This window comes from Pseudomonas sp. B21-035, assembly GCF_024748945.1.
Classification (GTDB): domain Bacteria; phylum Pseudomonadota; class Gammaproteobacteria; order Pseudomonadales; family Pseudomonadaceae; genus Aquipseudomonas.
Map to the genome: position 1 here is coordinate 1,682,082 of NZ_CP087179.1, position 14,856 is coordinate 1,696,937.

Consider the following 14,856-nt stretch of genomic DNA (forward strand, 5'->3'; position numbering starts at 1 on the left):
TCATGGCCGAAGCAGTCGTCGATAACGTGCCCGCGAAAAGCAGCGCAGCAGCGCCCAAGCCGCCGTTGTTCGGCATGTCGTTCCTGGAAAACATCTCGCAGATGCCCATGCTGCGTCAGGTCGGCCTGCTGGTCGGTCTGGCCGCCAGCGTGGCGATCGGCTTTGCCGTGGTGCTGTGGTCGCAGCAACCGGACTACCGGCCGCTGTACGGCAGCCTGGCCGGCATGGACACCAAGCAGGTCATGGAGACCCTGGCCGCTGCCGATATCCCCTACAACGTCGAACCCAATTCCGGCGCCTTGCTGGTCAAGGCCGACGATATTTCCCGTGCCCGCCTGAAGCTGGCAGCCGCCGGCGTGGCGCCGAGCGATGGCAATGTCGGTTTCGAGATCCTCGACAAGGAGCAGGGCCTGGGCACCAGCCAGTTCATGGAAGCCACCCGTTACCGTCGTGGCCTGGAAGGCGAACTGGCGCGGACCATTTCCAGCCTCAACAACGTCAAGGGTGCACGCGTGCACCTGGCGATCCCGAAGAGCTCGGTGTTCGTCCGTGACGAGCGCAAGCCAAGTGCTTCGGTACTGGTCGAGCTGTACCCGGGCCGCGCCCTGGAAGCCGGTCAGGTGATGGCCATCGTCAACCTGGTGGCGACCAGCGTGCCGGAACTGAACAAGTCCCAGGTCACCGTGGTCGACCAGAAGGGCAACCTGCTCTCCGATCAGGTCGAGAATTCCGAGCTGACCATGGCCGGCAAGCAGTTCGACTACAGCCGCCGCATGGAAGGCCTGCTCACCCAGCGTGTGCACAACATTCTCCAGCCGGTGCTGGGCAACGACCGCTACAAGGCCGAAGTATCGGCGGACGTTGACTTCAGCGCGGTCGAATCCACCTCCGAGCAGTTCAACCCTGACCAGCCGGCGCTGCGCAGCGAGCAGTCGGTCAACGAACAGCGCTCCAGCAGCATGGGCCCGCAGGGCGTGCCTGGTGCCCTCAGCAACCAGCCGCCCGGCCCGGCCTCGGCTCCGCAAACCACCGGTGGCACGCAAACCGCCGCCAGCGCCATCCAGCCTGGCCAGCCGCTGCTCGATGCCAACGGCCAGCAGATCATGGACCCGGCCACCGGCCAGCCGATGCTTGCACCGTACCCGGCCGACAAGCGTCAGCAGTCGACCAAGAACTTCGAGCTTGACCGTTCCATCAGCCACACCCGCCAGCAGCAGGGCCGCTTGACCCGCCTGTCGGTGGCGGTGGTGGTCGATGACCAGCTCAAGGTCGACCCGGCCACCGGCGATGCCGCGCGCACCCCGTGGGCTGCCGAAGACCTGGCACGCTTTACCCGCCTGGTGCAGGACGCGGTGGGCTTCGATGCCAGCCGTGGTGACAGTGTCAGCGTGATCAACGTGCCGTTCGCCGCCGACCGTGGCGAGGTAATTGCCGAGATTCCGTTCTATTCGCAGCCGTGGTTCTGGGACATCATCAAGCAGGTCATGGGCGTACTGTTCATCCTCGTCCTGGTGTTCGGCGTGCTGCGTCCGGTACTTAACAACATCACCGGCAATGGCAAGCAAGGCGCCGGTGCCGATGGCGACATGGAACTGGGCGGCATGCTCGGTCTGGATGGCGAGCTGGCCAACGACCGCGTCAGCCTGGGTGGTCCGCAAAGCATTCTGCTGCCAAGCCCGAGCGAGGGTTATGACGCACAGCTCAATGCAATCAAGAGCCTGGTGGCCGAAGACCCGGGTCGCGTGGCCCAGGTCGTGAAAGAGTGGATCAACGCCGATGAGTGATAACCGAGCCCTTACCGCCAAACTGACCCGTGTCGACAAGGCTGCGATCCTGCTGCTGTCGCTGGGTGAAACCGATGCCGCGCAGGTGCTGCGGCACATGGGCCCCAAGGAAGTGCAGCGGGTCGGCGTGGCCATGGCGCAGATGGGCAACGTCCATCGCGAGCAGGTCGAGCAGGTGATGAGCGAGTTTGTCGAGATCGTCGGCGACCAGACCAGCCTTGGCGTCGGTTCCGACGGCTATATCCGCAAGATGCTCACCCAGGCCCTGGGCGAGGACAAGGCCAACGGCCTGATCGACCGCATCCTGCTCGGTGGCAACACCAGCGGCCTGGACAGCCTCAAGTGGATGGAGCCGCGCGCGGTTGCCGATGTCATTCGCTACGAGCACCCGCAGATCCAGGCCATCGTCGTGGCTTACCTGGACCCGGACCAGGCCGGTGAAGTGCTGGGCAACTTCGACCACAAGGTGCGTCTGGACATCATCCTGCGCGTCTCGTCGCTCAATACCGTCCAGCCGGCGGCGCTCAAGGAGCTGAACCAGATCCTCGAGAAGCAGTTCTCGGGCAACTCCAATGCCGCGCGCACCACCCTGGGTGGTATCAAGCGTGCCGCGGACATCATGAACTTCCTCGACAGCTCCGTCGAAGGCCAGCTGATGGACGCGATCCGCGACATCGACGGCGACCTCTCCGAGCAGATCGAAGACTTGATGTTCGTCTTCAACAACCTGGCCGATGTCGACGACCGCGGTATCCAGGCGCTGCTGCGCGAAGTGTCTTCCGACGTGCTGGTGGTGTCGCTCAAGGGCGCCGACGAGAAGGTCAAGGAGAAGATCTTCAAGAACATGTCCAAACGTGCCTCCGAGCTGCTGCGCGACGACCTCGAGGCCAAGGGCCCGGTGCGCGTCAGCGACGTCGAGACGGCGCAAAAGGAAATCCTCACCATCGCCCGCCGTATGGCCGAAGCCGGAGAAATCGTGCTCGGTGGCAAGGGCGGCGAAGAGATGATCTAAGACCTTATCGCGGGTCAAGCCCGCTCCCACAGCGCTCCTGTGGGAGCGGGCTTGACCCGCGATGCTTTACGAGTGCGTGCAATCATGTCAACCAACGAGCACCTGAGTGAACTGATTCGCGCTAACGACGTCGAGGGCTTCGACCGCTGGGCGCTGCCCAGTTTCGACCCGGAACCAGAGCCTGAGCCTGAACCGGAGCCCGAAGCGGTTCAGGACGAAATCGAAGAAGTGCCGCTGGAAGAAGTCCAGCCACTGACCCTCGAAGAGCTTGAAAGCATTCGCCAGGAAGCCTACAACGAAGGCTTTGCCACCGGCGAGCGCGAGGGTTTTCACAGCACTCAGCTCAAGGTTCGCCAGGAAGCCGAAGAGGCCCTGAGCGCCAAGCTGGCCAGCCTCGAACAGGTGATGACCCACCTGCTCGAACCCATCGCCGAACAAGACAGCCAGATCGAAAAGGCCGTGGTCCACCTGGTCGGGCACATCGCCCGCGAGGTCATCGGCCGCGAGCTGCGCAGCGATTCCAGCCAGATCGGCCAGGTACTGCGTGAAGCCCTGAAGTTGCTGCCGATGGGTGCCGAGAACATCCGCATCCATATCAATCCGCAGGACTTCGAGCAGGTCAAAGCCCTGCGCGAGCGTCACGAGGAGCGCTGGAAGCTGCTCGAAGACGAAGCCCTGCTGCCAGGAGGCTGTCGCATCGAGACTGATCACAGCCGTATCGATGCCAGCATGGAAACCCGTATCGAAAAGGCCATGGCGCAATTGTTCGATCAGCTCCATGACCAAAGCCTGCACCCGGCAGCGGCGGATGTGCAGGTTGAGCTGGATGCCCCTGATGCGCCTTGAACGAACCAGTTTCGGCAAGCGCCTGGGGGCGTATGCCGACGCCGTCAATTTGCCGTCTCAGCCGGTGGTCGAGGGCCGCCTGCTACGCATGGTCGGCCTGACCCTCGAGGCCGAAGGCCTGCGCGCGGCGGTTGGTAGCCGCTGCGTGGTGATCAATGACGACAGCTATCACCCGGTGCGGGTCGAGGCCGAGGTCATGGGTTTTGCCGGCGGCAAGGTGTTCCTCATGCCGGTCGGCAGCGTTGCCGGCATCGCCCCTGGGGCGCGCGTGGTGCCATTGGCTGACAGTGGACGCCTGCCCATGGGCATGAGCATGCTTGGCCGGGTGCTTGACGGCGCCGGTCGTGCCCTGGACGGCAAGGGCGGGATGAAAGCCGAAGACTGGGTGCCCATGGACGGCCCGACCATCAACCCGCTCAACCGCGACCCGATCAGCCAGCCGCTGGACGTCGGCATCCGCAGCATCAACGGTTTGTTGACGGTTGGCCGCGGTCAGCGCCTGGGCCTGTTCGCCGGTACCGGCGTGGGCAAGAGTGTGCTGCTGGGCATGATGACCCGCTTTACCGAGGCGGACATTATCGTCGTCGGCTTGATCGGTGAGCGCGGCCGCGAGGTCAAGGAATTCATCGAGCATATTCTTGGCGAAGAAGGCCTCAAGCGCTCGGTGGTGGTGGCCTCGCCCGCCGACGATGCGCCGCTGATGCGCTTGCGCGCGGCCATGTACTGCACGCGCATTGCCGAGTACTTTCGCGACAAGGGCAAGAATGTCCTGTTGCTGATGGATTCGCTGACCCGTTTCGCCCAGGCCCAGCGGGAAATTGCCTTGGCTATTGGTGAGCCGCCAGCGACCAAGGGCTATCCACCGTCGGTGTTCGCCAAGCTGCCCAAGCTGGTTGAGCGTGCGGGTAATGGCGAAGCCGGTGGTGGCTCGATCACCGCGTTCTATACCGTATTGTCCGAGGGCGACGATCAGCAGGATCCGATTGCCGACTCGGCGCGGGGCGTGCTCGACGGCCACATCGTGCTGTCCCGGCGCCTGGCCGAGGAGGGGCATTACCCGGCCATCGATATCGAAGCTTCGATTAGCCGGGTCATGCCACAGGTGGTCAGCCCCGAGCAGATGACCGAAGCGCAGCAGTTCAAGCAGCTGTGGTCGCGCCTGTCGCAAAGCCGCGACTTGATCAGCGTCGGCGCTTATGTCGCCGGTGGAGACGCCGAGACCGACCTTGCCATTACCCTGCAGCCGCGCCTGGTGCACTTCCTGCGCCAGGGCCTGAACGACAACGTCGGCATGCAGCAAAGCCGCGAGCACCTGGCTGGCGTGTTTGCCCCCTTGCCTGCGGCAGGCGGCTGATAGGCCATGGCCCAGCCAAGCCGTGCCGCGCGTCTGGCGCCGGTGGTGGAGATGGCGGAAAACGCCGAGCGCCAGGCCGCCCAGCGCCTGGGGCAATTCCAGCAGCAAGTGAACATGGCCCAGGCCAAGCTCAGCGAACTTGACCGTTTTCGCGAAGACTACCAGTTGCAGTGGATCAACCGCGGTGGGCAGGGCGTGTCCGGTAGCTGGCTGGTCAACTACCAGAGCTTTCTCGGCCAGCTGGAAACTGCCATGACCCAGCAGCGCCAAAGCCTGGCCTGGCACCAGAACAATCTGAAGAACGCCCGCGGCACCTGGCAGCAGGCCTATGCCCGGGTCGAGGGCTTGCGCAAGCTGGTGCAGCGCTACATCGACGAGGCGCGCATGGTGGAAGACAAGCGCGAACAAAAACTGCTCGATGAACTGTCCCAGCGCCTGCCGCGCCACGATCGCTACTGAAGCGTGCTTTGGTCGGCAGTGCTTGCTGCCGGGGGGTGGGGCTGCTAAACCTTCTAGGTGTCTGCAATCGTCGCAATGGAAGGAATCATCGACATGGCAGTTGTATCTGAAGTATCCCCGGATGGGAAAAAACTGACGATCAAGGTCAGGGGGCGTTTTGACTTTGGCAAGCACCTGGAATTTCGCCAGGCTTACGAGCTCAAGCAGAACATGCCGGACTCAGTGGTCGTCGACCTCAAGGAGGCCACCTATCTGGACAGTTCGGCCCTGGGCATGCTGTTGCTGCTGCGTGACCACGTCGGCGGCGACGACTCGGAAATCCGTGTGGTCAACACCAGCTCCGATGTGCGAAAGATCCTCGCCATTTCCAACTTCGACAAGCTGTTCGACATCAGTTGAACCAGCCAGCCCATGTTTTCGAGGCGCTCACCATCCTGATCGCCGAGGATGGTGCTGCTGATCGTTTGTTGCTGGCCACCCTTGTGCGCAAACAGGGGCATCAGGTGCTCACTGCCGAAAATGGCGAGCAGGCGGTGGCGCTGTTCGCCGCGCAGCGCCCGCACATGGTCCTGCTCGATGCGCTGATGCCGGTCATGGATGGTTTCGAGGCGGCGCGCCAGATCAAGGCGCTGGCCGGTGAAGCGCTGGTGCCGATCATCTTTCTCACTTCGCTTAGCGAAGAACAGGCGCTGGTCCGTTGCCTGGAGGCAGGTGGCGACGATTTTCTGGCAAAACCCTACAGCCCGGTGATCCTGGCCGCCAAAATCAAGGCGATGGAGCGTATGCGCCGGCTGCAGGCCACGGTGCTGGAGCAGCGTGACCAGCTTGCCCGCCATCACACTCATCTGCTCAACGAGCAGCGGGTCGCCAAGGCGGTGTTCGACCAGGTGGCCCATGCCGGTTGCCTGAGTGCGCCGAACATCCGTTACCTGCAGTCACCTTATGCCCTGTTCAATGGCGACTTGCTGTTGGCCGCCTTCACGCCGGCAGGTGACATGCATGTGCTGCTCGGCGACTTCACCGGCCACGGCTTGCCGGCGGCGGTGGGGGCGATGCCCCTGGCCGAGGTGTTCTATGGCATGACAGCCAAGGGTTACGGCCTGGCCGAAACCCTGCGCGAGATGAACGCCAAGCTCAAGCGCATCCTGCCGGTGGACATGTTCTGTTGTGCATTGTTGCTCAACCTGAGTTTTCAGCGGCGGGTGGTCGAGGTCTGGAATGGTGGCATGCCCGACGGCTATCTGTTGCCCGCCGGTGGGGGTGAGCCTGTGGCGTTGGTGTCGCGCCATTTGCCCTTGGGTATCCTGGCGCCGGAGCGCTTTGATGATGCCACCCAGGTGCTGCCGTTGGCCCTGGGCGAGCGCCTGTTTCTGTTGTCTGACGGCGTGGTCGATACCAGTGATGACAATGACCAGCTGTTCGGTGTCGAGCGCCTGCGTCGGGTGCTGAGTGCCAATCGACAGCCGGCACTGTTGTTCGAGGAGGTGCTGCAGGCGCTGGAAGCGTTTCGTGGTCGCTCGCGCGATGATGTCAGCCTGCTGGATATCGAGGTGGTCGAACCGCAACTGTTGTCGCCGCTGCCGGTGATCTATTCTGACAGTGGGCAGTCCAGTCCGCTGGACTGGTCGCTGCAGTTCGAGTTTCGCGCCGACACGCTAAAACGTTTCAATCCATTACCTTATTTGCTACAGCTGTTGCAGGAAATACACGGTTTGCGGGCTCAGAGCGGGGCGTTGCACAGTGTCCTCACCGAGCTGTATTCCAATGCCCTGGAACACGGCGTGCTGGGGCTGGACTCGGCGTTAAAGCGCGATGCGCAGGGCTTTGCCGCCTACTATCAGATGCGCGACGAGCGCCTGCAGGCGTTGAACGAGGGCTTCATCCGCGTGTTCCTTCGGGTCGAGCCGGATCGCCAAGGCGGGCGTCTGAAGATTGAAGTCGAAGATAGCGGCAAGGGCTTCAATGTGAGTAAAGTGCTGGCCAGGCCTGTGTCCGAACAAGGGTTGTGCGGACGCGGTCTGACCCTCATACGCCGGTTGAGCCGGCGTGCCGAATGGGCCGACGAGGGGCGCCGCGCATGCGTGGAGTTCGCCTGGGAGGCTCTGGCATAATCCAACTTGATCAAGGAGTGAGCAAGTGTCCGACATTCACATCGATCGCAAGGTGCTCAGCGACTTGCAGGAGGTCATGGAAGATGGCTACCTGTACTTGCTGGAAACCTTTCTTGAAGATTCCGAAAAACGCCTCAGTCAATTGCATGAGGCGAAGAACGCCGACGAGCTGGCGCATGCCGCGCACAGTTTCAAGGGCAGTAGCAGCAATATGGGGGCGGTAGCGTTGGCCGAGTTGTGCAGGCAGCTCGAAGACCGCGTCAATCACGGCCCGCTGCAAGGCATCGAAGACCTGATCAACCAGATCGATCGCGAGTATGCGGCCGTTCGTGACCTTTACCACGACGAACGCCAGCGAGTATCGATTGGTTGAGCGCGAGGGCAAACCTGGCGCGAGTTTTGCGTAGTCTTCGCTAATTCACGATTACGACTTCTGTAGCGGAGACTCCTGCATGCCTGTCGCCTCCAACCCCCTGTTGCAAGCCAGTGCCGTGGCGAAGCCGTCGCGCGCCACTGCCGGTGCGCCGGATAAATCGCTGCAGGCCTCTAACGACAAGGCGTCTGGCTTTTCCGATGTGTATGCCAAGCAGTCTCGCGAGACGACTGCAGGCACCAAGGACGCGCCTGTGCCTGAGAAGGTCGTCACCGCCCCGGGCAGCGGCAATAAAACGGCCGCTGATTCGTCGAAGGTTGCCGACAGCGGCAATAGTTTGCCTGAGGAGCAGGACAGCACCGAGGTCGATCCGGCGCTGGTGGCTGATCCCACCCTGCTTGACCCCAGCCTGGTGGCGGGTCAAGTGACCGACGCCCAGCCCGGCGCGCAATTGATCCAGGCCCAGGCTGAAGCCGTGGCGCCGGTGATTCAGGCTGCGGCAGCACAATTGCAGGTGGCTGCGGCGCCGGCCCAGCCGGTAGCCGAAGCGCCCGAATTCGATCCTGAGGCCGATCCGCTGTCTGACCTGCCAGCCTTGCGCCTGGCCCTTGAGCAAAGTGCCCAGGCCCAGGGCACTACGTCTGCCCATGCCGCTGGCAAGGCCGGCAATGCCCAGCCTGAAGCGCCGACGGCGCAGCCTGCCGTCAATACACTGGCGGCCCTGCTGGACAAGCCAGGTGCCGATGCCGAATCAGGCGAGCCGGGTGAAAAAGCCTTCAGTGGCCTGCTCGATGATGGCCTCAAGGACCTCAAGAGCGCCTCCAGCGATACGCGTGTCGACAACTTTGCCGAGCGCCTGAGCAACCTGACCCTGGCCGCCACGGCCAAGACCGCCAATGCCGTGCCGGTGGCCACGCCGCTGCAGCAGCCGTTGGCGATGAACCAGGGCGGCTGGACCGAAGGCCTGGTCAACCGGGTCATGTACCTGTCCAGCCAGAACCTGAAATCGGCCGATATCAAGCTTGAGCCGGCCGAGCTCGGGCGCCTGGACATCCGCGTCAACCTGGCGCCGGAACAGCAGGCCCAGGTGACCTTTGTCAGTGGTCACGCCGGGGTGCGCGAGGCGCTGGAAAACCAGGTGCACCGGCTCAAGGAAATGTTTGCCCAGCAGGGGCTCGGCCAGCCGGACGTCAACGTCGCTGACCAGTCCCGTGGTGGCCAGCAGCAGGGCGCCCAGGATACGCCGAAACTCAGTGGCGTGGCCGCACGGCGTAATGAAGCTGGTGAATCCGCTGAGTCCGCTGAAATCGCTCCAGGTGCAATGCCGGTCGAGCAGCAGTCGGTTGTGGGTTCCAGCGCGGTGGATTACTACGCCTGATTGGCTGTGCTCTTTGTGCTGGCCGACCTTGCTTTTCCAGGTTGGCATAACACTTGCTCAACCCTCGCCATGTGACTGAAATCTCCGATGAATGACGGATTATTGGCATGGCGAAGAGCGAAGCAGAGAAAGACCCCGCCGCTACAGGCAAACTCAAGCTGATCCTGCTGTTGGTGCTGGCATTGCTGCTTGCCATCGGCCTGTCGGTCGGCGCCACCTGGTTCTTCCTGCACAAGTCCGAGGATAAGCCTGCGGTCGATCCGGCCCTGGCCAACCTCAAGCCGGCAGCGATCTACGAGCCGCTGGCACCGGCCTTCGTGGTCAACTTCAACCAGAACGGCCGCCAGCGCTACATGCAGGTGAGCATCACCATGCAGGGGCGTGACCAGGCAGCGCTGGATGCCCTCAAGGTGCATATGCCGGTGATTCGCAACAACCTGGTCATGATGTTCTCGGGCCAGGGCTTCGACACCCTGTCCAGCCCGGTCGGCCAGGAAATGCTGCGCCAGAAGGCCACTGCCAGTGTCCAGGAAGTGGCGCAGAAGGAAGTCGGCAAGCCGGTCATCGACCAGTTGCTGTTCACCAATTTCGTATTGCAGTAGGAGCCCCAGATGGCCGTGCAGGACCTGCTGTCCCAGGATGAAATCGATGCTTTGCTGCATGGCGTCGACGATGGTCTGGTACAAACCGAAAGCAATGCCGAGCCCGGCAGTGTCAAAAGTTATGACCTGACCAGCCAGGATCGGATCGTCCGCGGTCGCATGCCGACCCTGGAAATGATCAACGAGCGGTTTGCCCGCTATACCCGCATCAGTATGTTCAACCTGCTGCGCCGCTCTGCGGACGTGGCGGTCGGCGGCGTGCAGGTGATGAAGTTCGGCGAGTACGTGCATTCGCTGTACGTGCCCACCAGCCTCAACCTGGTGAAGATCAAGCCGTTGCGCGGTACCTCGCTGTTCATCCTCGACGCCAAGCTGGTGTTCAAGCTGGTGGATAACTTCTTTGGTGGCGACGGTCGTCACGCCAAGATCGAAGGTCGCGAGTTCACCCCGACCGAGTTGCGCGTGGTGCGCATGGTCCTCGACCAGGCCTTCGTTGACCTCAAGGAGGCCTGGCAGGCGATCATGCCGGTCAACTTCGAGTACATCAACTCCGAGGTCAACCCGGCCATGGCCAACATCGTCGGGCCGAGCGAGGCGGTGGTGGTTTCGACCTTTCACATCGAGCTCGATGGCGGTGGCGGCGACCTGCACGTGACCATGCCGTACTCGATGATCGAGCCGGTGCGCGAGATGCTCGATGCCGGTTTCCAGTCCGATCTGGACGACCAGGACGAGCGCTGGATCAAGGCCCTGCGCGAAGACGTGCTGGACGTCAGCGTGCCGCTCAGCGCCACGGTTGCCCGTCGCCAACTGAAGCTGCGCGACATCCTGCACATGCAGCCGGGCGATGTGATTCCGGTCGAGCTGCCGGACGAACTGATCCTGCGGGCCAACGGCGTGCCGTCGTTCAAGGCCAGGCTGGGCTCGCACAAGGGCACCCTGGCCCTGCAGATTATCGATCCGATCGAGCGCCGCTGAGGCGCTCGTGGTTCCAACTCCGAATTGATTGCCCGTCGAGGACAAAATGGCTAACGAAAACGACATCACCTCCCCGGAGGACCAGGCCCTGGCCGATGAATGGGCTGCGGCCCTGGAAGAAACCGGCGATGCCGGCCAGTCCGACATCGACGCCTTGCTCGCTGCCGATAGCGCCGCCAGCGCACCGGCGTCCAGCCGCCTGGCCATGGAAGAGTTCGGCAGTTCGCCGCGCAGCAACGAACAGGTCACCCTCGATGGTCCGAACCTGGATGTGATCCTGGATATTCCGGTGAGCATTTCCATGGAGGTCGGCAGTACCGAGATCAACATCCGCAACCTGCTGCAACTCAACCAGGGTTCGGTGATCGAGCTCGACCGCCTGGCCGGCGAGCCGCTGGACGTGCTGGTCAACGGCACTCTGATTGCGCACGGCGAAGTGGTGGTGGTCAACGAAAAGTTCGGCATCCGCCTGACGGACGTGATCAGCCCGAGCGAACGCATCAAGAAGCTGCGCTGAGTGAGCAAGCTCCTGCGCAACGGCCTGGGCCTGGCCTGCGGCCTGTACGTGGATGTCGCCCTGGCTGCCACGCAGCCGGCGGCTGCGGTAGTGGCACCGGCAAGCAGTGGCAGCGCGGCAGGGCAGTTGACCCAGCTGGTGCTGGGGCTGCTGCTGGTGCTGGGGTTGATCTTCGTCCTCGCCTGGCTGCTGCGCCGGGTGCAGAACGCCGCGCCCGGCAGTGGCCAGGTGATCGAGATCCTCGGTAGCCGTTCGCTGGGGCCGCGTGATCGGCTGTTGCTGATCCAGGTCGGCAAGGAGCAGATCCTCATCGGCCATTCGCCAGGCACCATCGAGGCCTTGCATGTCATGGCCGAGCCGGTTGAAGTGCCCGCCAGTGCGCGCCAGGCAACACCAGAATTCGCCCAGCGGCTGATGGAGCTGATGGGCAAGGATCAGAAGGGAAGGTCGTGATGGGCGCGTTGCGCATGATGTTGACGCTGCTGCTGATGCTGGCGGCGCCGCTGGCCCTGGCGGCTGATCCACTGTCGATCCCGGCGATCACCCTGTCCAGCGGGGCCGACGGCCAGCAGGAGTATTCGGTCAGCCTGCAGATCCTGCTGATCATGACCGCGCTGAGTTTCATCCCGGCGTTCGTCGTGCTGATGACCAGCTTTACCCGCATCATCATCGTCTTTTCCATTCTGCGCCAGGCCCTGGGCCTGCAACAGACGCCGTCAAACCAGATCCTCAACGGCATGGCACTGTTCCTGACCCTGTTCATCATGGCGCCGGTGTTCGACCGCATCAACCAGGAGGCCGTGCAGCCGTACCTGGCAGAGAAACTCAGCGCCCAGGATGCGATCAGCAAGGCCCAGGCACCGCTGAAGAACTTCATGCTGGCGCAGACCCGCGAGAGCGATCTGGACCTGTTCATGCGCCTGTCCAAGCGCACCGACATCGCCAGCCCCGATCAGGCGCCATTGACCATCCTGGTGCCGGCATTCGTCACCTCGGAGCTCAAGACCGCGTTCCAGATCGGCTTCATGATCTTCATCCCGTTCCTGATCATCGACCTGGTGGTCGCCAGTGTGCTGATGGCCATGGGTATGATGATGTTGTCGCCGCTGATCATCTCGTTGCCGTTCAAGATCATGCTGTTCGTCCTGGTCGATGGCTGGGCGCTGATCATGGGTACCCTGGCCGGCAGTTTCGGCGGCGTCTGACGCCGCGAGGAGAAGAAGTCCATGACCCCTGAAGTGGCTGTCGACCTGTTTCGCGATGCGTTGTGGCTGACCACCTTGATGGTTGCCATCCTGGTGGTGCCGAGCCTGCTGGTGGGGCTGATCGTGGCGATGTTCCAGGCTGCCACGCAGATCAACGAGCAGACCCTGAGCTTCCTGCCGCGCCTGCTGGTGATGCTGGTGACGCTGATCGTGGTCGGCCCGTGGCTGGTGCAGAAATTCATGGAATACATCCTGTCGTTGTACGGCAGCATTCCGCAGCTGATCGGCTGACCCGGCGATGCTTGAGCTGACCGACGCGCAGATCGGCGCCTGGGTGGCCAGTTTCATTCTGCCGTTGATTCGCGTCACGGCGGTGCTGATGACCATGCCTATTTTCGGTACCACCCTGGTGCCGACACGTATCCGCATGTATTTCGCTCTGGCAATCACCGTGGTCATCGTTCCCGGCCTGCCGCCGATGCCGGTGGTCGAATCGCTGGATCTCAGGGCAATGTTGCTGGTGGCCGAGCAGATCATCATTGGCGCCGTGTTTGGTATGGCGCTGCAGCTGTTCTTCCAGATTTTCGTGATCGCCGGGCAGATCGTCGCAATCCAGATGGGCATGGCCTTCGCCTCCATGGTCGATCCGGCCAACGGTGTCAACGTGGCGGTGGTCAGCCAGTTCCTGACCATGCTGGTGACCTTGCTGTTCCTTGCCATCAACGGCCATCTGGTGGTCTTCGAAGTGCTGACCGAGAGCTTTACCACCTTGCCGGTGGGCGGCGGTGTGCTGGTCAATCATTTCTGGGACCTGGCCGGGCGCCTGGGTTGGGTGCTGGGTGCAGCCATGCTGTTGGTATTGCCGGCGGTGACCGCGTTGCTGGTGGTCAACATTGCCTTTGGCGTGATGACCCGGGCGGCGCCGCAGTTGAACATCTTTTCCATCGGTTTTCCGCTGACCCTGGTGCTGGGGATGGTGATCTTCTGGATCACCCTGGCCGATATTCTTCCTCACTATCAGTCACTGGCTTCCGAAGCCTTGCAGTGGCTGCGTGAACTGGCACGGGCGCGCTGAGCATGGCAGAAAGCGAAAGCGGTCAGGACAAAACAGAAGACCCCACCGACAAGCGCAAGAAGGACGCGCGCGAGAAGGGCGAGATTGCCCGTTCCAAGGAGCTCAACACGGTCGCGGTGACCCTGGCGGGCGCTGGAGCGCTGCTGGCGTTTGGCGGTGGCCTGGCGCAAACCCTGATAGAGTTGATGCGCATCAATTTCAGCTTGTCCCGCGAGGTGCTCATCGATGAGCGGTCCATGGGCATTTTCCTCATGGCCTCCGGCAAGATGGCCTTGCTCGCGACTCAGCCGGTATTGCTGGTGCTGCTGATTGCGGCAATCATCGGCCCGGTGTCGCTGGGGGGGTTCCTGTTTTCCAGCAGCTCCCTGGCACCGAAGTTCAGCCGCATGAACCCGCTATCGGGGATCAAGCGGATGTTCTCGGTCAACGCCTTGTCCGAGCTGCTCAAGGCGCTGGCCAAGTTTTTCATGATTCTGATCGTCGCCCTGACGGTGTTGTCGGCTGATCGCGATGACCTGCTGGCGATTGCCAACGAGCCGCTGGAGCAGGCGATCATCCATAGCGTCCAGGTAGTTGGCTGGAGTGCGCTGTGGATGGCAGCGGGGCTGTTGATCATTGCCGCGGTGGACGTGCCGATCCAGCTCTGGCAGGCGCACAAGAAGCTGCTGATGACCAAGCAAGAGGTGCGCGACGAGTACAAGGACTCCGAAGGCAAGCCCGAGGTCAAGCAGCGCATTCGCCAACTGCAGCGCGAGGCTTCGCAGCGGCGGATGATGGCGGCGATTCCCGAGGCTGACGTGATCATCACCAACCCGACCCACTATGCCGTGGCGCTCAAGTACGACCCGGAGAAGGGCGCGGCGCCGCTGCTGCTGGCCAAGGGTGCCGACTTCATAGCCCTGAAAATTCGCGAGATCGCCAACGAGCACAAGATCCAGGTGCTCGAATCGCCGGCGCTGGCGCGTTCGATCTACTACTCCACCGAGCTTGAAGAAGAGATTCCTGCCGGTTTGTACCTGGCAGTGGCCCAGGTGCTGGCCTACGTCTACCAGATCCGCCAGTATCGCGCCGGCAAGGGCAAGCCGCCGGAGCCGCTCAAGGATCTGCCGATCCCGCCGGATTTGCGTCGCGATTCCTGATCGGCGCTGCCTGCGCGGCAGCC

At 62.7% G+C, this 14,856-nt stretch carries 17 protein-coding genes; all 17 read left to right on the forward strand.

The genetic code is table 11. The annotated features are described in order from the left end of the window. The first annotated feature begins 2 nt into the window (after window positions 1–2). The 17 genes from fliF (at window position 3) to flhB (ending at window position 14,833) form a co-directional block, all read left to right on the forward strand. Window positions 3–1,784 carry a flagellar basal-body MS-ring/collar protein FliF gene (gene fliF / locus LOY22_RS07765; protein ID WP_045200285.1) on the forward strand — a complete coding sequence of 594 codons (1,782 nt, stop codon included), beginning with the start codon at window positions 3–5 and terminating at the stop codon, window positions 1,782–1,784. Then, window positions 1,777–2,796, forward strand: coding sequence for a flagellar motor switch protein FliG (fliG, locus tag LOY22_RS07770; protein WP_045189054.1), 1,020 nt, complete (start codon window positions 1,777–1,779; stop codon window positions 2,794–2,796). Before fliF ends, fliG begins: the two co-directional genes overlap by 8 nt. Window positions 2,797–2,880: 84 nt before the next feature. After that, window positions 2,881–3,642: a flagellar assembly protein FliH gene (fliH, locus tag LOY22_RS07775; protein ID WP_093385609.1), complete on the forward strand. Its 762-nt coding sequence runs from the start codon at window positions 2,881–2,883 to the stop codon at window positions 3,640–3,642. Next, window positions 3,632–4,996 (forward strand): flagellar protein export ATPase FliI, encoded by a 1,365-nt coding sequence (gene fliI / locus LOY22_RS07780; protein ID WP_093385605.1) that lies wholly within the window; start codon window positions 3,632–3,634, stop codon window positions 4,994–4,996. Before fliH ends, fliI begins: the two co-directional genes overlap by 11 nt. 6 nt (window positions 4,997–5,002) lie before the next feature. Further along, on the forward strand, window positions 5,003–5,455 hold the full coding sequence (gene fliJ / locus LOY22_RS07785) for a flagellar export protein FliJ (RefSeq protein ID WP_045200290.1): 453 nt from the start codon (window positions 5,003–5,005) through the stop codon (window positions 5,453–5,455). 93 nt (window positions 5,456–5,548) lie between these two features. Next, complete coding sequence (locus LOY22_RS07790) at window positions 5,549–5,854, forward strand: STAS domain-containing protein (protein ID WP_045200292.1); 306 nt, start codon at window positions 5,549–5,551, stop codon at window positions 5,852–5,854. After that, window positions 5,851–7,566 carry a fused response regulator/phosphatase gene (locus LOY22_RS07795; RefSeq protein WP_258597047.1) on the forward strand — a complete coding sequence of 572 codons (1,716 nt, stop codon included), beginning with the start codon at window positions 5,851–5,853 and terminating at the stop codon, window positions 7,564–7,566. Before LOY22_RS07790 ends, LOY22_RS07795 begins: the two co-directional genes overlap by 4 nt. Before the next feature lie 25 nt (window positions 7,567–7,591). Beyond that, on the forward strand, window positions 7,592–7,939 hold the full coding sequence (locus LOY22_RS07800; RefSeq protein ID WP_045200296.1) for an Hpt domain-containing protein: 348 nt from the start codon (window positions 7,592–7,594) through the stop codon (window positions 7,937–7,939). 79 nt (window positions 7,940–8,018) lie between these two features. Then, on the forward strand, window positions 8,019–9,317 hold the full coding sequence (locus LOY22_RS07805; protein WP_213602057.1) for a flagellar hook-length control protein FliK: 1,299 nt from the start codon (window positions 8,019–8,021) through the stop codon (window positions 9,315–9,317). A gap of 107 nt (window positions 9,318–9,424) precedes the next feature. Beyond that, window positions 9,425–9,919 (forward strand): flagellar basal body-associated protein FliL, encoded by a 495-nt coding sequence (fliL, locus tag LOY22_RS07810; protein ID WP_045200300.1) that lies wholly within the window; start codon window positions 9,425–9,427, stop codon window positions 9,917–9,919. Window positions 9,920–9,928: 9 nt separating this feature from the next. Next, on the forward strand, window positions 9,929–10,897 hold the full coding sequence (gene fliM / locus LOY22_RS07815) for a flagellar motor switch protein FliM (protein ID WP_258597049.1): 969 nt from the start codon (window positions 9,929–9,931) through the stop codon (window positions 10,895–10,897). Between the two features lie 46 nt (window positions 10,898–10,943). Next, window positions 10,944–11,414: a flagellar motor switch protein FliN gene (gene fliN / locus LOY22_RS07820; RefSeq protein ID WP_093385593.1), complete on the forward strand. Its 471-nt coding sequence runs from the start codon at window positions 10,944–10,946 to the stop codon at window positions 11,412–11,414. Continuing rightward, window positions 11,415–11,867 carry a flagellar biosynthetic protein FliO gene (gene fliO / locus LOY22_RS07825; RefSeq protein WP_082075484.1) on the forward strand — a complete coding sequence of 151 codons (453 nt, stop codon included), beginning with the start codon at window positions 11,415–11,417 and terminating at the stop codon, window positions 11,865–11,867. Then, the gene (gene fliP / locus LOY22_RS07830) at window positions 11,867–12,619 is read left to right on the forward strand and encodes a flagellar type III secretion system pore protein FliP (protein WP_038996372.1); all 753 of its coding nucleotides are present in this window, start codon (window positions 11,867–11,869) and stop codon (window positions 12,617–12,619) included. The genes fliO and fliP overlap by 1 nt, the downstream gene beginning before the upstream one ends. Window positions 12,620–12,640: 21 nt before the next feature. Continuing rightward, window positions 12,641–12,910, forward strand: a complete 270-nt coding sequence (gene fliQ, locus LOY22_RS07835) for a flagellar biosynthesis protein FliQ (RefSeq protein ID WP_038996371.1) — start codon at window positions 12,641–12,643, stop codon at window positions 12,908–12,910. Between the two features lie 7 nt (window positions 12,911–12,917). Continuing rightward, window positions 12,918–13,694, forward strand: coding sequence for a flagellar biosynthetic protein FliR (fliR, locus tag LOY22_RS07840; protein ID WP_045200306.1), 777 nt, complete (start codon window positions 12,918–12,920; stop codon window positions 13,692–13,694). A 2-nt stretch (window positions 13,695–13,696) separates the two neighbouring features. Beyond that, entirely contained in the window at window positions 13,697–14,833 is a 1,137-nt protein-coding gene (flhB, locus tag LOY22_RS07845) for a flagellar biosynthesis protein FlhB (RefSeq protein WP_258597054.1), read from the forward strand. Window positions 14,834–14,856 lie beyond the last annotated feature (23 nt).